Origin of the sequence: Mesobacterium pallidum, from assembly GCF_019966535.1 — a bacterium.
GTDB classification, from domain to species: Bacteria; Pseudomonadota; Alphaproteobacteria; order Rhodobacterales; family Rhodobacteraceae; genus Mesobacterium; species Mesobacterium pallidum.
On record NZ_JAIMID010000013.1, the window covers coordinates 119,235 to 136,625 of the forward strand.

Genomic DNA, 17,391 nt, shown 5'->3' on the forward strand with positions numbered 1-17,391 from the left:
TCAGGCGTTCCAGGCGACCTGACCCAGGGCCGAGGTGTCATAGCCGCCGGTGCTGGCGGCGCGGGCGGCAAAGGTGTCGGACCGGCAGAAGGCCATGAGCGCCTGCATCGGCGCGTCGAACCAGGCCTTGCGGTCGACCAGCAGGGCGAAGTGCTCTTCGACGATCGGCACGAAGGACAGCCCGTAGCCCCGCGCGACGGCTTCGAGGCCAAAGGCCACCTCGGCATCGCCCCGGCGCACCGCCTCGACCGCCTCGTCCTCGGTCCGGGCCACGGGGGCGAGGTCAAGCGCGCCGAGGTCCAGCCCGTCCTTGGCCGCGAGTTCGCGGAACAGCGTGTCGGTGCCCGATTCCGGCTGCCGTGGCACCACCCGGCGGCCCGACAGGTCGGCCAGCTGCGCGGGCGCCGCGTCGCCGGGCCGGAAGACCAGCCCACGCCGGCGCGTGGCGAACGCCACCAGCGCCGCATCCTGCCCCGAGGCCGCACGGCTGACGGCGGGCACGTTCCAGCCATCGGTCGCTGCGTCGTGAATATGCATCCCGGCCGCCACGCCCTCGCCGCGCAGGAACCGGTCGAGCCCGTCGAGCGATCCGTCGTAATAGCTGGCGAGGCCACAGCGCGATTGCCGGATCGCCCAGTCCAGCAGCGGATCGTGGCTGCCCAGCACGATGGGCGGGCGCGATGCAGTGGGGCGGGGGGCGCCGGGCAGGGCACCGGTGCGGGATTGTTCGATCCAGTCGCGGATCTCGGCCGCCGGAAACAGCAGCTTGCCCGTCGCCTTGGAGCACGGCACCGCCCCCGAGGCGGCGAGGTCATAGACCTTGCGTTCCTTGAGCCGCAGAAGCTCGGCCAGTTCCTTGACCGTGAGGTATTCGTGGTCGGGAAAGGCAAGGTCAGTCATGCGGGGCCGTTCTGGTGGATGCCGGGACGCGCGGTCGCGCCCCGGCACATCTATCAGTTTTGCGGCGCGTTGGGGAAGAACAACTGCTGGTCCGCCACCTTGTAGCCGGCGATGGCCGCCTGCCCCTCGGCCGAGACCAGCCAGTCGGCAAAGGTCTGCGCGGCCTCGACCTTGACCGACGGGCACTTGTCGGGGCTGACAGGAATCACGCCGTACTGGTTGAACATGTCTGCGTCACCCTGCACCTGCACGGTGTAATCCTGCTTGTTGGCAAAGCTGATCCAGGTCGCGCGGTCGGTCAAGACATAGGCGCCCATGCCGATGCCGGTGTTCAGCGTCGCGCCCATGCCCGAGCCGGTCTCGCGGTACCAGTCGCCGCTGGCCGTGGTCGGGTCGATCCCGGCGTCGGACCAGAGCGCGCGTTCCTTCTTGTGGGTGCCGCTGTCATCCCCACGCGAGGCAAAGAGCGCGCCAGTCCCGGCGATCTTTTGCAGCGCGGCCTGCACGTCCTCCATCCCGCCGACCCCGGCCGGGTCGGCCTCTGGCCCGACGATGACGAAATCGTTGTACATCAGGTCGATGCGCACCGTGCCGTAACCGGCGGCCACGAATTTCTCCTCGGCCGGCCTGGCATGGACGAGCAGCACGTCGCCGTCGCAGTTTTCCGCGTTCTTGATCGCCTGGCCGGTGCCCACGGCCACCACGTTCACGGTGATGCCGGTCTTGTCCTGGAAGATCGGCAGCAGGTAATCGTAAAGCCCCGAATTGGCGGTCGAGGTCGTGGATTGCACGATGATCGAGTCCTGCGCGAAGGCCGCGCCGGTCAGCAGAAGGGCCGCCGCCGCGGCGGCGAGGGGTTTGGCGAACATATGGGGGCTCCCTTTGAGTCTTCAGACGACGATTCGGCCGTCCAGGTAGTTCCGCGCGGCGGCGCTGCGCGGCTGCGGAAAGAAATCGACCGCGCGGGCCTGTTCGGCGACGCGGCCGCGATGAAGGAACACGACCTCGTCCGCCATGCGCCGCGCCTGGCCCAGGTCGTGGGTGACGCAGATGATGCGCGTGCCCCGGGCGCGTGCCTCGGCCACGATGGTCTCGATCGCGAGGATCGAGGCGGGGTCGAGGCTGGCGGTCGGCTCGTCCAGCAGCAGCACCTCGGGGTCGGTGGCCAGCGCGCGGGCAAGCGCCAGCCGCTGCGCCTCTCCGCCCGAGAGCAGCCGGGCGGGCTGGCGGGTCTTATGCGCAAGGCCGACGTGTTCCAGCAGCGCATCGCGGCGGGCGCGGTCCTTGCGCCGGGCCTTGAGGACAAAGTCGATATTGGCCGCGACCGAGCGGCGCAGCAGCACGGGTTTCTGGAACACCAGCGCCTGCCGCGGCGTGGCGGCATGGGCGCTGTGCCCGCCCCAGTCGATCCGGCCGGACGTGGGCGCCATCAGCCCGTGCAAGAGCTTGAGCAGCAGGCTTTTCCCGGCCCCGTTCGGCCCCATGATCATGGTGCAGCCGCCCGGCGACAGGTCAAAGCTGACGCTGTCCAGCACGGTGGTGTCCCCGAACCGCAGCGTCAGGTCGCGGACGGCCAGCGGCAGCAGTGGCGTGGGGCCGGGGGCGTGGGCCGCGCGCAGCGGGGTGATGAGGGCGGCGTCAGACATGGGCCTGCCTCACCGCCGACATGCGGATTGTCTGCACCGCGCCGTTCACCACCAGCGCGATGACCAGCAGGATCATGCCGAGGGCAAGGGCGAGCGCCAGCTCTCCCTTCGAGGTTTCCAGCGCGATGGCCGTGGTCATGACCCGCGTCAGGTGGTCGATATTGCCGCCGACGATGATGACCGCGCCGACCTCGGCCACCGCGCGGCCGAACCCCGCCAGCCCCACGGTCAGCAGCGAATAGCGCGCGTCCCAGATCAGCGCCTGCACGGTCTGGGTGGTCGTCAGGCAGAGCGAGCGGAACTGCTCGGCATATTCGACATGCAGGTCCTCGAGCACCTGGCGCGACAGGGCGGCGACGATGGGGGCGATCAGGATGGTCTGGGCGACGATCATCGCGGTCGGCGTATAGAGCAGGCCGAGGAAGCCCAAGGGCCCGGAGCGCGAGAGTTGCAGGTAGACCAGCAGGCCGACCACGACCGGCGGCAGGCCCATCAGCGCGTTCATCAGCACCAGCACCGCGCTGCGGCCGGGAAAACGGCCGATGGCGACGAGAGCACCGATGGGCAGGCCGATCAAGCAGGCAAGGCCGGTGGCGGTCAGGCTGACGCGCAGCGACAGGCCGACGATCTCGGCCAGGTCCGCGTCGCCCGACAGGACCAGCCCGATGGCCAGTCCCAGTGCCTCCCCCATATCCTGCAAAATTTCCCGACTCGCGCATTTTTTCCGAACTCCCCGCAGTTATGCAGGTTTGCGCGCAAAGCGCAAGACGGGTCCGGGGGCCAAATGGCCCCTTCGCGTTCACATCGATGAACGGCACTCACGCCTCGGCGCGGACCTCGGTCGGGCGCAACCCGCGTTCCTTGCGCAGCACCCGCGTCAGGTGCGAGCCGTCGCAGAACCCGGTAGCCAGCGCGACCTCGGCCACCGGCTCGGATGTCGCGCGGAGTTTCTGCAGCGCCCGGTCGAGCCGCAGGTCGAGGTAGACCTGTGCCGGCGTTGCGCCCAGGTCGGCCAGGAAGCGGCGTTCCAGGCTGCGGCGGCCGACGCCCACCGCCTCGGCGATCTCGGCCACGGTGCGGGGCACGCCGATGTTCTGCTGCATCTTCAGTAGCGCCCGCTTGACCAGCGCGTCGCGCGGCGCGTGGCGGGCCTGCTGGCCGGGCTGGGGGCGCTCTCCGCTCAGCGGGCCGTCAACCATCAGGATGTTGAGGCTTTTCTGCGCAGCCGCCGTGCCGATGTGCCGGTCGATCAGGAAGGCCGCCAGATGCGCCGCGCCATGCCCGCCCGAACAGGTCAGGCGGTCGCGGTCCACGACGAACAGCTGGTCCGACACCGGCGTCTGCCGGTCGAACCGGTCGAGGAAATCCTGGTGGTGGAACCAGCTGACACAGCAGCGGTAGCCGTTGAGCAGCCCCGCCTCCTGCAGGATGAAGACGCCGGTGCAAAGCCCGATGATCGGCACGCCCGCCTCTGCCCGGTCGCGCAGAAAGCGCAGCGCCTCGGGCCGCAGGGCGCTTTCGTCCCCGATGAGGCCGCCGACCACGACCACGTAATCCGCGGCGGGCGCGTTGCGGAACCTTGTGTTCGGCTCGACCTTGACCCCGCAGCTGGACGTCACCCCGTCCAGCGTTTCGCCCAGCACCGTCCAGTCGCAGAGAATCGGCCGCGAGCGGTCGTCGTCATCGGCGGCCAGCCGCAGCACGTCCACGAAACTGGCAAACGCCGTCAGAGTGAACCGGTCGGCCAGCAGGAAGGCGACGCGCAGGCGCTGTTCAGGAAGATGTGACGCAGGATTCCGGGGCATGGCGAAAATATTCCGCCAGCGTGACGCAATTGTCCAGACGCGCCCTACGCAAAGCGTCTACCAGCGGCCCATCACCCCCAAGCCGAGGGTTCGCCCATGACTCGCTTCAACGCTTTTTCGCTGCTCAAGAACGCCCTGACCGGTCACAAGAACTGGACCGAGCAATGGCCCGACAGCCAGCCCAAGAAAGAATACGACGTCATCATCGTCGGCGCGGGCGGGCACGGCCTGGGCGCGGCCTATTACCTGGCCACGCAGCACGGCATCACCAACGTGGCCGTGATCGACAAGGGCTGGCTGGGCGGCGGCAACACCGGCCGGAACACCACGATCATCCGCTCGAACTACCTTTATGACGAAAGCGCCAGGCTTTACGATCACGCGGTGGACCTGTGGGAAGGCCTCAGCCAGGAGCTGAACTACAACGTCATGTATTCGCGCCGGGGCGTGCTGATGCTGGCGCATAACGTGCATGACGTCCAAAGTTTCAAGCGGCACATCCACGCCAACCGTCTGAACGGCGTCGACAACCGCTGGCTGACCACCGAAGAATGCAAGGAATACTGCCCGCCGCTGAACATCAGCCAGAACGCGCGGTATCCCGTCATGGGCGGGGCGTTGCAGGAACGGGCCGGCACCGCGCGTCACGATGCGGTGGCCTGGGGCTATGCCCGCGGCGCGGCGATGCGCGGCGTGGACATCATCCAGAACTGCCCGGTGACGGCGATCCGCCGCAACGCGGACGGGTCTGTCGCGGGGGTCGAGACGGCCAAGGGCTTCATCGGCGCCAAGAAGGTCGCCGTGTCCGCTGCCGGCCACACCTCGGTCGTGATGCAGACCGCCGATGTGCGCCTGCCGCTGGAAAGCTACCCGCTGCAGGCGCTGGTGAGCGAGCCGGTCAAGCCGATCTTCCCCTGCGTGGTGATGTCGAACGCAGTGCACGCCTACATCAGCCAGTCCGACAAGGGCGAGCTGGTGATCGGCTCGGGCACCGACCAGTACACCAGCTATTCCCAGCGCGGGGGCCTGCCGCTGATCGAGCACACCGTGGCCGCGATCACCGAGGTCTTCCCGATCTTCAACCGCATGCGGATGCTGCGCAAATGGGGCGGCATCGTGGACGTGACGCCGGACCGCTCGGCCATCCTGGGCAAGACCCCGGTCGAAGGGCTTTATGTGAACTGCGGCTGGGGCACGGGCGGCTTCAAGGCCACGCCGGGCGCCGCGCATACCTTTGCCTGGACCATCGCCAAGAACGAACCGCACCCGATCAACGCACCCTTCACGCTCGAGCGGTTCAAGACCGGCCGGCTGATCGACGAAGCGGCGGCCGCCGCGGTTGCCCACTAAAGGTGGGGTGAAACCCCACCCTACCCAAAGACGAAACGGGTGTGCCACAGGCGAGCCCCCGATTGACGACATATCCGCGCCCCGCGCGCCAGAGGACCCGAGATGCTTCTGATCCATTGCCCCTATTGCGAAGAAACCCTGCCCGAGGCCGAGTTCACCTATGCGGGCCAAGCGCATATCATCCGCCCCGAGAACCCCAGCGGCCAGACCGACGACCAGTGGGAAGAGTTCCTGTTCATCCGCGCCAACCCCAAGGGGCCGCATTATGAACGCTGGCGGCATTTCCACGGCTGCGGCCGGTTCTTCAACGCGGTGCGCGACACCGTCAGCGACAAGTTCCTGACGACCTACAAGGCGGGCGCGCCGCGTCCCGACCTCTCCACCCTGCTCCCGGAGGGCCAGAAATGAGCGAGTACCGCGTTTCCGGCAAGGGCCGCGTCGATGCCGCGCGCCCGGTCAGCTTTTCCTTTGACGGCAAGACCTTTTCGGGCCTGAAGGGCGACACCGTCGCCTCGGCCCTCTTGGCCAATGGCGTCCACCTCATGGGCCGGTCGTTCAAGTACCACCGCCCGCGAGGTGCCGTGGCGGCGGGGTCCGAAGAGCCCAACGCCCTGATCGGCACCCGTCGCGGACCGGGCCGGTTCGAGCCGAACACCCGCGCCACCGTGCAGGAGATCTGGGACGGTCTGCAGACCAATTCGCAGAACAAGTACCCGTCGCTGAAATTCGACGTGGGCGCGGTGAACGACGCCGCCTACATGCTGTTCTCGGCCGGTTTCTACTACAAGACCTTCATGTGGCCCAAGAATTTCTGGCACAAGGTCTACGAGCCCTTCATCCGCGCCGCCGCCGGCCTGGGTGTGAGCCCGACCGAGGAAGACCCGGACCACTATGCCTCGCGCTACCTGCATTGCGACGTGCTGATCGTCGGTGCGGGCCCCACCGGGATCGCCGCCGCCAAGGCCGCCGCCGTGGACGGGCTGAAGGTCGTGCTGGTGGACGAGAACGCCGAAGCGGGCGGCACCCTGCTGTCCGAGCCGCAGGCGCAGATCGGCGGCAAGCCGGCCTGGGACTGGCTGGCGTCGGAACTGGCCGCGCTGAAAGACGCCGGGGTCCGGATCATGACCCGCACCACGGCCATCGGCTATTACCACCAGAACATGATCGGCATGGTCGAGAAATTGACCGACCACCTGCCGACCCTGCCCAAGGACACCCCGCGCGAGCGCATGTGGCGCGTCCGCGCCAAGCGGGTCGTGTTGGCGCAGGGCGCGCTGGAAAAGCCGCTGGTGTTCCACGGCAACGACCGCCCCGGCGTGATGCTGGCAGGCTCGGCGCAGACCTTCCTCAACCGCTACGGCGTGCTGGTGGGTCGCAAGCCCATCGTGCTGACCTGCCATGACAGCGCCTGGTATGCCGCGTTCGACCTGTCGGACGCCGGCGCCAAAGTGCAGGCCATCGTCGACACCCGCGAGTCCGTCCCGCAGGCGCTGCTGGACGGCGCGCAGTCGCGCGGCATCCCGGTCAAGCTGTCGCACACCGCCTCCGGCACCTCGGGCCGCCTGCGCGTGAACGCCCTGCGCGTCAATACGATCCGCAGCGGCCATGTGGAAGGCGGCCAGAACATCGCCTGCGACGCGGTGCTGACGTCGGGCGGCTGGACGCCCTCCCTGCACCTCTTTTCGCACACGCAAGGCAAGCTGGCCTGGGACGACGACAAGACCACCTTCCTGCCCGATGTGACGCCCGAAGACTGCCTGATCGCCGGCGCCTCGCGCGGGCTCTGGGGCGTCGAGGCCGCGCTGAACGACGGCGCCGAGAAGGGCCGCGAGAGCGTGGCCGCGCTGGGCAAGACCGGCGCCGATGCCACCTACGCGGTCGAGAACGACCGTCCCGGCACCGGCGTCACCCATCGCGAACTGCCGACCGACCTGAACCCCGGCCGGGCCAAGGCATTCGTCGACTACCAGAACGACGTGACCGCCAAGGACCTGCGGCTGGCCGTGCGCGAAGGCATGCGGTCCATCGAACACGTCAAGCGCTACACCACCAACGGCATGGCGACCGACCAGGGCAAGATGTCCAACATCAACGGCCTGAACATCGCCGCGGATGCGCTGGGCAAGAAGCAGCCACAGGTGGGCCTGACCACCTTCCGCCCGCCCTATACGCCGACGTCCTTCGGGGCCTTTTGCGGCTACCACCGGGGCGACCATTTCGAGGTGACGCGGAAGACGCAGATCGACGCCTGGGCCGAGGAAAACGGCGCCGTGTTCGAACCCGTCGGCCAGTGGCGCCGCGCCTGGTACTTCCCGAAAGCGGGCGAGGACATGGAGGCCGCCGTGCGCCGCGAATGCGTGGCGACGCGCAAGTCGGTCGGCATCTTCGACGCCTCGACCCTGGGCAAGATCGAGGTGGTCGGCCCCGACGCGGTCGAGTTCATGAACCGCGTGTATACGAATCCCTGGACCAAGCTCGCCGTCGGCCGCTGCCGCTACGGTCTGCTGCTGGGCGATGACGGCTTCATCCGCGACGACGGCGTGATCGCCCGCGTGGCCGAGGATAGGTTCCACGTCACCACCACCACCGGCGGTGCGGCGCGGGTGCTGAACATGATGGAGGATTACCTCCAGACCGAGTGGCCCGACCTCAATGTCTGGCTGACCTCCACCTCCGAGCAATGGTCGACCATCGCGCTGAACGGCCCCAACGCCGCCAAGCTTCTCCAGCCCTTCGTCAAGGACCTGGAACTGACCGAAGAGACCTTCCCGCACATGTCGTGCACCGAGCTCGAGGTGGCAGGCATGCCCGCCCGCCTCTGGCGCGTCAGCTTCACCGGCGAGATCGGGTTCGAGGTCAACGTGCCCGCCCCCATGGGCCGCAAGCTGTGGGAGACCCTGTGGGAGGCCGGCCAGCAATACGGCATCACCGCCTACGGGACGGAAACGATGCACGTGTTGCGCGCCGAAAAGGGCTACATCATCGTCGGCCAGGACACCGACGGCACCGTCACGCCGGACGATTGCGGCTTGGGCTGGGCCGTGGGTCGCAAGAAGCCCGACTTTGTCGGCAAGCGTGGCCTTGCGCGGCCCGACCTGGTGACCAAGGGCCGCAAGCACCTCGTTGGCCTCTTGACCGAGGACAAGAGCAAGCTGGAAGAGGGCGCGCAGATCGTATTCGACCCGAACCAGCCGTTGCCGATGACCATGGTCGGCCATGTCACCTCGTCGTACACATCCGACGCGGTGGGTCAGCCGATCGCCCTGGCGCTGGTCGCCGGCGGGCAGGACAAGATGGGAGAGACCGTCTACATCCCGATGCCCGACCGGACCATCGCTGCCAAGATCACCCCGATGGTGTTCGTCGATCCCGACAACACCCGCCTGAAGATCTGAGGAGAGAGCGCCATGTCCGCACCGATTTCCCAGAAGGCCCCCGGCGTGCTGGCGGCATCCACCGCCGCCGAGATCGCCCTTGCCGCGCCCTGCGCCCGCCTGTCGCTGCGCGCGCGGGGTGACCTGGCCCCGCTGAACGCGGCGCTCGGGCTCACGCTGCCCACCCGCATCGGCCAGGTGGTCCCGGCGGGCGAGCGGCAGGTGATCTGCCTCGGCCCTGACGAATGGATGATCCACGCGCCTTCGGATGATACCGCTGCCATCGCCTCGGCTTGCGCCGATGCTTATGCCACGCTGCCCCACAGCCTCGTCGATGTCTCGGCGCGCGAGGTCACGCTGACCATCAAGGGCGCCCATGCGGCCGAGCTCTTGACCATCGGCTGTGCCCGCGACATCGACGGTATCCCGGTGGGCGAGGGGCGCCGCACCTTCTTTGACGGCCAGACCGTGATCCTGTGGCGCGACGGCGACACTGCCTTCCGCATGGATGTCTGGAACAGCTTCTCGGGGCATGTCTTCGACCTCTTGAAGACCGGCTGCGCCGAGCTGGCGGCCGAACACGCCTGATCCATGCCCCGCGCGCCCCGACACGGGCGCGCGGATCCCTTGACGCCCCGCGCGGACCCATGGATGCTATGGGAACAAAAAGCGTACAGGCCGCGTCATGAAATTCCTCCACACCGCCGATCTGCACCTCGGGCGCCAGTTCAACGGGCTCTCGCTCGAGGACGACCACGCCGCGATCCTTGCGCAGGTGGTCGAGGCGGTGAAGGACCATGACGTGGACGCGCTGGTCGTCGCCGGCGACATCTACGACCGCGCCGCGCCGCCGGCCACGGCCGTGCGCATGTTCAACGCCTTCCTCACCCGCATCGCCACGGAAACCCGCGCCGTGGTCGTCATGATCTCGGGCAACCACGATTCCGGCGACCGGATCGAAGCGATGTCGATCCTCACCGACGCGCGCCGCGCCCTGATCCGCGGCGTGCCTCGCCCGCATGACCCGCCGCTGGTGCTGCATGACGCCCACGGCCCGGTTGCCTTCTCCGCGCTGCCCTTCGCCTACGAATTCGCCGCGCGCGAGGTCTTCGGGGACGAGACGCTGTCGACCCCCGCCGACGTGCTGGCGGCCGAGGTCGCCGCCGCCCGCGCCGCGTTGCCGACGGGCGCGCGCTGGGTCATCACCGCCCATGCCTTCGTCACCGGCGCGCGGCCCAGCGACGGCGAACGCTCGCTGGTGCGGGTGGGCGGCGTCGAGACGGTCGGGGCAGAGGTGTTCGACGGCGCGGCCTACGTGGCGCTTGGCCATTTGCACCGGCCCCAGGCGGTCGGCGCGCCGCACATCCGTTATTCCGGATCGCCGCTGGCCTTCGGCTTCGACGAGGCGGGGTCGGAAAAATCCATGTCGCTGGTGGACCTTGCCGCCGGCGGGTCCGTGACCATCGACACCGTCCCCTTCGCCCCGCCGCGTGGCATCCAGGTCTTGCGCGGCAAACATGCCGAGCTGCTGCTGGCCCCGCCCACCGACGATTTCGTCAAGGCGGTGCTGACCGACGAGGTGCCCGTGATCGACGGCATGAAACGCCTGCGCGCCGTCTTTCCCAACGCCTGCGAGCTCAGCTACGAATCCCGCGACCGGGCCGGGGCGCTCAAGCCGGTCGCAGCACCGTCGGCGCGTTTCGCCAGCCCCCTCGAAGTGCTGGACGACTTCCTGACCCATGTCCGTGACGAAGGGCTGACGGAGGCCGAGCGCGCCGTCGCCACCGAGGCGCTGGGCACGCCGGAGGATGCCGCATGAGACCCGTCCGCCTGACCCTTTCGGCCTTCGGCCCCTATGCCGGTCGCCAGGTCGTCGATTTCCGCGAGCCGGTGGCTGCCGGCCTCTTCGGCATCTACGGCCAGACCGGTTCGGGGAAGTCCACGCTCTTCTCGGCCATGACCTTCGCGCTTTTCGGCCAACCCGCCAAGGGAGAGCAGGAATCGCCCTCGCTCCGCTCCGACCACGCCGACCCGGCGCAGATGACCGAGGTCGAATTCGTCTTCGACGTCGGTCCGCGCCGCTATGTCGTGCTGCGCCGGCCCGAACAGATGCGCCCCAAGGCGCGCGGCGAGGGCGAGACGAAACAGGCGCACGAGGCGTTCCTCTTCGACGCCACGGGCCTTGCGCCGGACGAGATCACCGACGACGCCCGCGGCAAGATCGTCGCGGAAAAGAAGGTCGGGATCGTCGATGCCGCCGTCTCTGACATGCTCGGCTACGGCCCGGAGCAGTTCCGCCAGATCGTGCTGCTGCCGCAGGGCCGGTTCGAAACCTTCCTGACCGCCAAGACCCGCGACCGGCTGGCGATCCTGCGCGATCTCTTCGACGTTTCGCTCTACCGCGACTTCGCCGCCCGGCTGAAGGCCGACGCGGCCGAGGCCGAGCGCGAGGTGCGTGCCGCCCGCGAGGTCTGCGCCGGGCGCCTCGCGGCCGAAGGGTTCGAGAGCACCGACGCGCTGGCCGAAGGCATCGTGGCGGCCGACACACTTTGTGCCGAACGTACTGCGCTGGAGGCCACCGCCCGCGCCAGCCTTGAGGCCGCGCAGGCGGCCGTGCAGGCCGGGCAGGCGCTGTCTGACCGGTTCAGGGCCGCCGAAACCGCCCGCGCGGCGCTGGCGGAGTTGACGGCCGGCAAGGCCGGGATCGACGCCCTCGCGACCCGGGTGGCGCGCGCGGAAAAGGCCGGCCGGCTGGTGGATGCCGAGGCGGCCGTGCACGGGGCCGACGCGGAGGCGCGTGAGGCGCGGGCCGCGCGCGACCTCGCGCGGGGGGCTGCCGTCACCTCGGCCGCCACCGCCGCGCAGGCGCAGCAGGCCCTCGCCCGCGAAGACGCCCGGACGGACGAAACCGAGGCCCTGCGTCGCACAGTCGAAACCCTTGGCCGTCACGCCGAGGTCCTCGAGAAATCCGCCCATGTCCGCACAGCGCTCGGGCGGGCGACGGAGGGCGTGGCTAAGGCGGGGCGCGCGTCCGACATCGCCGCCCGTCAACGCGTCGCCCGGCAGGACAGCCTGCGTGAGTCCGAAACCTGGCTGCGCCAGGCCCGCGAGGCCGACACGGAGCGCCGCGCGCTGGAGGCCGGGCGACAGGCGCTCGGCCAGCGTCTCAGCGAGGCCGAGGCGCGTGCCGCGGCCGAAACAGCTCTGGCCAAGGCCGCGGCCGACCTCTTGACGCAAACCGGGGCCCGCGACACCGCCAGGGCGCAGGCCGAGACCGCGCGTCACGCCTTCGACACCGCCGAGGCCGCGCTGGCCCGCGTCCAGGCGCTTCATGTCGCCGCGCGGCTCGCGCCCGGCGCGCCCTGTCCGGTCTGTGGCAGTGTGGACCACCCGGAACCGGCCACCGGGACGGCGGAACATGCGGGTTTGGACGAGGCGTTCCGCAAGGCCCGGCAGACGCGGGAACAGGCCGAGGCCGATTACCATGCGGCGGAACGCGCGCTCTCGGCCGCCGAAAGCCGGCACGAGGAACGGGCCCGGGCGCGCGATGCCTTGCCCGCGCCTGACGAGGGCCTGGATGACCTGCGCGGGCGGATGGCGACGATCGACCGCCAGCTCGCGGCGCTTGGACCGGCCTCGGATATCGCAGGGTTGGAGGCGACCTGCGAGACCTTGAAGCAGGAGGTCGACGCGCTCACCGCCAGTCGGGACAGCGCGCAGGCCGAGCTGTCGGCCTTGCAGACCACGCGGGCGGCCGAGGCCGCGCGCCTCGCGCAGATGCTGTCGGACGTGCCCAAAGACCTGCGCGACGCGGAGGCCCTGGCCCGGGCGCGGCAGGATACGCAGTCGCAATATGACGCGCGCCGCACGGCCATGCAGGCGGCGCAGGACGCCGCCCGCACCAGTCGCGAGGCCGCGCTGTCGGCGGCCGAGAAATCGGAGGCCGCCGAAACCGCGCTGGCCCAGGCAGAGGCGCGCAAGGCCAGGGCCGCCGAGGCCTTCCGCAGCCGTCTGGCGGAAGCGGGCGTGACCGAGGCCGACTACGCCCGCCTCAAGCCCGCCATCGCCACGCTCGAGGCCGACCGCGCGCGGGTCGCTGAGTTCGGCCGCCGCCTGGCCATCGCAGAGGACAACGCCCGGAGCACGGCCGAGGCGATCCGCGATCTCGCCCCGCCGGACCTCGCCGCGCTGGAGGCCGCACGCCATACGGCGGCACAGGGTCTGGCCGCCGCGACCGAGGCGCGGAGCGGCGCGGATCACGCGCGCAACCAGCTGCGACGGCTCCGCGACGAGCTGGCCGAAACGCTTGCCAGGCTGGACGCGGCCGAGGCGGCCTCGGGCCCGCTGCGGCACCTTGCAGCGCTGACGAATGGCGACAATGCGCAGAAGCTCGAGCTTGAGACCTACGCCATCGGCGCCATGTTCGACCAGGTGCTGGACGCCGCGAACCTGCGGCTTGGCCCCATGACCGCGGGCCGCTACCGGCTGGAGCGGGACCTCGAAGGCGGCCGGGGCAAGCGCGGCCTCGGCATCCAGGTGTTCGACCTGCACACCGGCAAGGCGCGGCCCACGGCGACACTTTCGGGGGGCGAGACCTTCATCGCCGCACTGGCCCTCGCGCTGGGGCTTGCGGACGTGGTCGAAAGCGCCAGCGGCAAGGTGCGGCTCGACACGATCTTCATCGACGAGGGCTTCGGCAGCCTCGATACGGAAAACGGCTCGGGCACGCTCGACCAGGTGTTGCAGGTGCTGAACGCGCTGGTCAGCGACAACCGCGCGGTCGGGCTGATCTCGCATGTGCCGCTGGTGCAGGAGGCGATCCCGAACGGGTTTTACGTGCGCAAGCAGCCGGGTGGCAGCACGGTCGAAACGCGCGGGCTGGCGTAACTCAGGTGACGCGGAAGACCTCTATCCGCACCATGCCGCCGCCGGGGGTGATGGTGCAAACAAAGAGCGACTCGGCCAGCCAGCGATGCGGCCCTGCGGGCGCGTCGAAGACCGGGGCGCCGCGCATGTAATACTCGGTGGGCGCGACGGCCTCGCCCGCGCGCAGGCGGGCCGTGACCTCGGGGGGCGAGACGCGCATCCCGATGTTGGTCACGTAGATCGGCGTGCCGTCGTCCGTTTCGATCGTGTAGCGCGCCTCGATCCGGCTGGTGCCATCGGGCGCGATCAGTGGCCAGTCGGACCCGCCGGGCAGGACGCGGCCCGACAGGCGCGGTCCAAAGACCTGCCCGCCGGTGATCGGGATATGCAGCCGCTCGCCCATGGGCGAGGCGCCGGCAGACCGGGCCGCGCCGATCTCGGCCTCGATGGTGAAGACCGGCTCGAGCGTCGGGGTCATCCGTTGCGCTCGGCCAGCCAGGCGGCCATCAGGCGCAGCTTGGCCATGCTGTCGGCACAGAAGTCCATCGCCCGCAGGTAGCCGTGGATCAGCCCCGGCCCCCGGTCGAGCGTCACCGGCACGCCCGCCGCCTCGAGCGCCTCGGCATAGGCGACGCCGCTGTCGCGCAGCGGGTCGAACTCGCCCACGGCGACGAAGGCGGGGGGCAGGCCGGCATGGCTCTCGGCCAGCAAGGGCCAGACGAAGGGGTTGTCCTGGTGGTCCTTGGCATAGAGCGCCTCGACCTTGCCATCGGGCTTGACGATGGGGCCGTCGGGGTTTTCCAGGTAGGACGGCCGCGTGCGGTCGCCGTCGCAGGCCGGGTAGACCAGCACCTGGGCAAGAAACGGAATCTCGCCGCGCAGCGCCAGCGTGGCGGCGGCGGCCAGGTTGCCGCCCGCGCTGTCCCCGCCGATGGCGATGCGCGCCGGGTCGATCCCGAGATCCCCCGCCGTGGCATGGGCCCAGCGGGCCACGGCCACCACCTGATTGAAGCCTTCGGGGAAGGGGCGTTCCGGCGCCAGCGCGTAGTCGACGCTGATGACGGTCTGCTTGTTCCACGAGGCGATGCGCGCGGTGATGTCCCAATGTGTTTCCGGGCTGCCCTGCATCCAGCCGCCGCCATGCATGTAGATCAGCGCCGGCTGCACGCCGCCCGAGGTGTGGCGGAACATGCGGACGCGAACGGGGCCGGACGGGCTGTCGATCCAGTGCTCGGTCTCGCAATCGACGTCATCGGGGGTCGGCAGGCGCATGTTCTGCGCCACCTTCTCGAAATGCTCGCGGCGGTCGGCCGGGGTCGCGCCGTCCTTGAGGGTCGACCATTCCTGGTCCCAACGGGCGAGAAACGCATTCAGTTCCGGGTTCATGAATTACCTCCCTGGGGTGTGCGGCCCGGCCGGGGCAGGGGCGCGGATACTTGGCCGGGACCATAGTCAGGGCATCTTTTAACTGTCCAGTACAAAATCCGGCTTGACATATTGTACCCGGTCGAACAATGCTGTGGGCAGGGAGGACGACATGACGCAAATCGAATCCGCAACTTTGCGCCACGATGGCGCGCGCGCCGTGCGCGTCGGCCTGATCGGCCACGGCATCGGCCTGTCGCGTACCCCGGGCATGCACATGGCAGAGGGGCGGGCTCTGGGGCTCGACTACCAGTACGACCTTTTCGACCTCGAGCACGAACCGGGCGCCGACCTTGCCGCGCTGCTGGACCGGGTCGAGGCCGAGGGCTATGCCGGCGTCAACGTCACCCATCCTTTCAAGCAGGTCGTGGCCCAGCACCTGCACGAGCTGTCCGATGCCGCCCGCGCGGTGAACGCGGTGAACACGGTCGTGTTCCGGGACGGCAAGCGGTTCGGTCACAACACCGACTACTGGGGCTTTGCCACCGCCTTCCGGCAGGGGCTGCCGGGGGCCGACAAGGCCCGCGTCCTGCAACTGGGCGCTGGCGGGGCCGGCGGGGCCGTGGCCAATGCGCTGCTGGACGACGGCGTGCAGCGGATCGAGATCTTCGACGTCAACCGCGCCTCGGCCGAGCGGCTGGCGGGCGACCTGGCCGCCCGTCTGGGCGCGGACCGCGTGGGCGTGGCCGAAAGCGTCGAGGCGGCCCGCGCTGCCACCGGCATCGTCAACGCGACGCCCATCGGCATGGCCGCGCATCCCGGCACGCCGCTGCCCGAAGACCTTCTGCACGCGGGTCTCTGGGTGGCCGACATCATCTATTTTCCGCTCGAGACGGCCTTTCTGGCCGCTGCCCGTGCACGCGGCTGCCGGGCGCTCGACGGCTCGGGCATGGCGGTCTACCAGGCCGTCCGCGCCTTCGAACTTTTCTCGGGCCTCGCGCCCGATCCGACACGAATGCGGGCGACTTTCGACGCCCTGGACCCCACCACGCATCAAGGGAGGAAACCACATGCGTAAGACCCTCACCAGCGCCCTCGCGATTCTCGGGCTCACGGCCACCATGGCCGCCGCCCAGGACAAGGTCGAGCTGATCTATTCCGACACCGTGCAGGAAAACGACATCCGCACCACCACGCTGCGCAAGGAATTCGGCGAATGCCTTGGCGACCAGTTCGACTTCCAGTCGTACCACGGCGCCACCCTGTTCAAGCAGGGGACCGAGCTGACCGCCATGCAGCGCGGCAACCTCGACATGGCGAACCTCGCCATCTTCGACTTCTACAACCAGGTGCCCTCGACCAAGGTGCTGGGCGCGCCGTTCCTGTTCCGTGACTTCGCCCACATGCGCGCAGCCTGGAACAGCGGCGCCCTTGACGGCATCCTTGCCGAGATCGAGGAGAAGGCCCAGGTCAAGGTCCTGGCCAACCCCTACATCGGCGCCCGTCACCTTGGCTACAAGGGCGACAGCGAGATCATGACCCCCGCCGACCTCGACGGCGTCAAGCTGCGCATGCCCCCGGGCGAAGGCTGGCAACTGGTCGGCCGCGCGATGGGCGCGACGACGGTGCCGGTGCCCTTCTCGGAAGTCTACACCGCCCTGCAGACCGGCGCCATCGACGGCCAGGACAACGGCTTCCCGGCCACCCGCAGCATGAAGTTCGACGAGGTCCTGAACCACATCGGCAAGACCGGTCACCTGATCGCCAACAACCAGTTCACCATCTCGATGGCGAAGTGGAACGAGATGACTGAAGAGCAGCAGGCCAAGGTGCAGGAATGTGCCGTCAACTTCGAGGCCGCGCTGGACCAGATCACGCTTGACCAGGAGAACGAGCTTGAGGCGGACATGATCGCCAACGGCATGATCGTCTACACGCCCGACCTCGCCGCCTTTGCCGCAAACGTGCAAAAGGTATATGCCGAAGAAGGCGCCGACGCCGACTGGCCCGAAGGTCTGTACGAGCAGATCAACGCGATGCAATGACCCGTCGGACATTCTGACATGACCGGGCAGGCAGGTGCGC

The 17,391-nt window shown here is 69.2% G+C and carries 15 protein-coding genes; 8 read left to right on the forward strand and 7 right to left on the reverse strand.

All coding sequences use genetic code 11. From position 1 onward, the window contains the following. The 5 genes from MF270_RS18420 to MF270_RS18440 all read right to left on the reverse strand — a co-directional run bounded on the left by MF270_RS18420 (position 1) and on the right by MF270_RS18440 (position 4,351). The gene (locus tag MF270_RS18420) at positions 1-900 is read right to left on the reverse strand and encodes a helix-turn-helix transcriptional regulator (RefSeq protein ID WP_238367246.1); all 900 of its coding nucleotides are present in this window, start codon (positions 898-900) and stop codon (positions 1-3) included. Between the two features lie 53 nt (positions 901-953). Continuing rightward, positions 954-1,769 carry an ABC transporter substrate-binding protein gene (locus MF270_RS18425; RefSeq protein WP_238367247.1) on the reverse strand — a complete coding sequence of 272 codons (816 nt, stop codon included), beginning with the start codon at positions 1,767-1,769 and terminating at the stop codon, positions 954-956. A gap of 21 nt (positions 1,770-1,790) precedes the next feature. Then, positions 1,791-2,546, reverse strand: coding sequence for an ATP-binding cassette domain-containing protein (locus MF270_RS18430; protein WP_238367248.1), 756 nt, complete (start codon positions 2,544-2,546; stop codon positions 1,791-1,793). Further along, the gene (locus MF270_RS18435) at positions 2,539-3,246 is read right to left on the reverse strand and encodes an ABC transporter permease (RefSeq protein ID WP_418887888.1); all 708 of its coding nucleotides are present in this window, start codon (positions 3,244-3,246) and stop codon (positions 2,539-2,541) included. Before MF270_RS18435 ends, MF270_RS18430 begins: the two co-directional genes overlap by 8 nt. A 118-nt stretch (positions 3,247-3,364) precedes the next feature. Next, positions 3,365-4,351 carry a GlxA family transcriptional regulator gene (locus tag MF270_RS18440; RefSeq protein ID WP_238367250.1) on the reverse strand — a complete coding sequence of 329 codons (987 nt, stop codon included), beginning with the start codon at positions 4,349-4,351 and terminating at the stop codon, positions 3,365-3,367. Positions 4,352-4,447: 96 nt separating this feature from the next. Between MF270_RS18440 and MF270_RS18445 the strand changes: the two genes are divergently transcribed. The 6 genes from MF270_RS18445 to MF270_RS18470 all read left to right on the forward strand — a co-directional run bounded on the left by MF270_RS18445 (position 4,448) and on the right by MF270_RS18470 (position 13,962). Then, positions 4,448-5,701 carry a sarcosine oxidase subunit beta family protein gene (locus MF270_RS18445; protein ID WP_238367251.1) on the forward strand — a complete coding sequence of 418 codons (1,254 nt, stop codon included), beginning with the start codon at positions 4,448-4,450 and terminating at the stop codon, positions 5,699-5,701. A 102-nt stretch (positions 5,702-5,803) separates the two neighbouring features. Then, positions 5,804-6,109 carry a sarcosine oxidase subunit delta gene (locus MF270_RS18450; protein ID WP_238367252.1) on the forward strand — a complete coding sequence of 102 codons (306 nt, stop codon included), beginning with the start codon at positions 5,804-5,806 and terminating at the stop codon, positions 6,107-6,109. Continuing rightward, positions 6,106-9,096 carry a sarcosine oxidase subunit alpha gene (locus tag MF270_RS18455; protein WP_238367253.1) on the forward strand — a complete coding sequence of 997 codons (2,991 nt, stop codon included), beginning with the start codon at positions 6,106-6,108 and terminating at the stop codon, positions 9,094-9,096. The genes MF270_RS18450 and MF270_RS18455 overlap by 4 nt, the downstream gene beginning before the upstream one ends. Before the next feature lie 12 nt (positions 9,097-9,108). Next, a complete protein-coding gene (locus MF270_RS18460) occupies positions 9,109-9,663 on the forward strand; it encodes a sarcosine oxidase subunit gamma (RefSeq protein ID WP_238367254.1) in 555 nt (184 codons plus the stop codon). A gap of 97 nt (positions 9,664-9,760) precedes the next feature. Next, the gene (locus tag MF270_RS18465) at positions 9,761-10,894 is read left to right on the forward strand and encodes an exonuclease SbcCD subunit D (RefSeq protein ID WP_238367255.1); all 1,134 of its coding nucleotides are present in this window, start codon (positions 9,761-9,763) and stop codon (positions 10,892-10,894) included. After that, on the forward strand, positions 10,891-13,962 hold the full coding sequence (locus tag MF270_RS18470) for an AAA family ATPase (RefSeq protein ID WP_238367256.1): 3,072 nt from the start codon (positions 10,891-10,893) through the stop codon (positions 13,960-13,962). Before MF270_RS18465 ends, MF270_RS18470 begins: the two co-directional genes overlap by 4 nt. A gap of 1 nt (position 13,963) precedes the next feature. Here the strand turns inward: MF270_RS18470 and MF270_RS18475 are convergent, their stop codons facing one another. Both MF270_RS18475 and MF270_RS18480 read right to left on the reverse strand, forming a co-directional pair. Next, a complete protein-coding gene (locus tag MF270_RS18475) occupies positions 13,964-14,419 on the reverse strand; it encodes a DUF3237 domain-containing protein (protein ID WP_238367257.1) in 456 nt (151 codons plus the stop codon). Next, positions 14,416-15,327, reverse strand: coding sequence for an alpha/beta hydrolase (locus MF270_RS18480; RefSeq protein ID WP_238367258.1), 912 nt, complete (start codon positions 15,325-15,327; stop codon positions 14,416-14,418). The genes MF270_RS18475 and MF270_RS18480 overlap by 4 nt, the downstream gene beginning before the upstream one ends. A gap of 151 nt (positions 15,328-15,478) precedes the next feature. Between MF270_RS18480 and MF270_RS18485 the strand changes: the two genes are divergently transcribed. After that, the gene (locus tag MF270_RS18485; protein ID WP_238367259.1) at positions 15,479-16,384 is read left to right on the forward strand and encodes a shikimate dehydrogenase; all 906 of its coding nucleotides are present in this window, start codon (positions 15,479-15,481) and stop codon (positions 16,382-16,384) included. Then, on the forward strand, positions 16,377-17,351 hold the full coding sequence (dctP, locus tag MF270_RS18490; protein WP_238367260.1) for a TRAP transporter substrate-binding protein DctP: 975 nt from the start codon (positions 16,377-16,379) through the stop codon (positions 17,349-17,351). The genes MF270_RS18485 and dctP overlap by 8 nt, the downstream gene beginning before the upstream one ends. Positions 17,352-17,391 lie beyond the last annotated feature (40 nt).

What these genes read in the sequence shown, in the direction of transcription:
- MF270_RS18420 (WP_238367246.1), bottom strand. Translation starts at nt 900, where the DNA reads ATGACTGACCTTGCCTTTCCCGACCACGAATACCTCACGGTCAAGGAA.
- MF270_RS18425 (WP_238367247.1), bottom strand. Translation starts at nt 1,769, where the DNA reads ATGTTCGCCAAACCCCTCGCCGCCGCGGCGGCGGCCCTTCTGCTGACC.
- MF270_RS18430 (WP_238367248.1), bottom strand. Translation starts at nt 2,546, where the DNA reads ATGTCTGACGCCGCCCTCATCACCCCGCTGCGCGCGGCCCACGCCCCC.
- MF270_RS18440 (WP_238367250.1), bottom strand. Translation starts at nt 4,351, where the DNA reads ATGCCCCGGAATCCTGCGTCACATCTTCCTGAACAGCGCCTGCGCGTC.
- MF270_RS18445 (WP_238367251.1), top strand. Translation starts at nt 4,448, where the DNA reads ATGACTCGCTTCAACGCTTTTTCGCTGCTCAAGAACGCCCTGACCGGT.
- MF270_RS18450 (WP_238367252.1), top strand. Translation starts at nt 5,804, where the DNA reads ATGCTTCTGATCCATTGCCCCTATTGCGAAGAAACCCTGCCCGAGGCC.
- MF270_RS18455 (WP_238367253.1), top strand. Translation starts at nt 6,106, where the DNA reads ATGAGCGAGTACCGCGTTTCCGGCAAGGGCCGCGTCGATGCCGCGCGC.
- MF270_RS18460 (WP_238367254.1), top strand. Translation starts at nt 9,109, where the DNA reads ATGTCCGCACCGATTTCCCAGAAGGCCCCCGGCGTGCTGGCGGCATCC.
- MF270_RS18465 (WP_238367255.1), top strand. Translation starts at nt 9,761, where the DNA reads ATGAAATTCCTCCACACCGCCGATCTGCACCTCGGGCGCCAGTTCAAC.
- MF270_RS18470 (WP_238367256.1), top strand. Translation starts at nt 10,891, where the DNA reads ATGAGACCCGTCCGCCTGACCCTTTCGGCCTTCGGCCCCTATGCCGGT.
- MF270_RS18475 (WP_238367257.1), bottom strand. Translation starts at nt 14,419, where the DNA reads ATGACCCCGACGCTCGAGCCGGTCTTCACCATCGAGGCCGAGATCGGC.
- MF270_RS18480 (WP_238367258.1), bottom strand. Translation starts at nt 15,327, where the DNA reads ATGAACCCGGAACTGAATGCGTTTCTCGCCCGTTGGGACCAGGAATGG.
- MF270_RS18485 (WP_238367259.1), top strand. Translation starts at nt 15,479, where the DNA reads ATGACGCAAATCGAATCCGCAACTTTGCGCCACGATGGCGCGCGCGCC.
- dctP (WP_238367260.1), top strand. Translation starts at nt 16,377, where the DNA reads ATGCGTAAGACCCTCACCAGCGCCCTCGCGATTCTCGGGCTCACGGCC.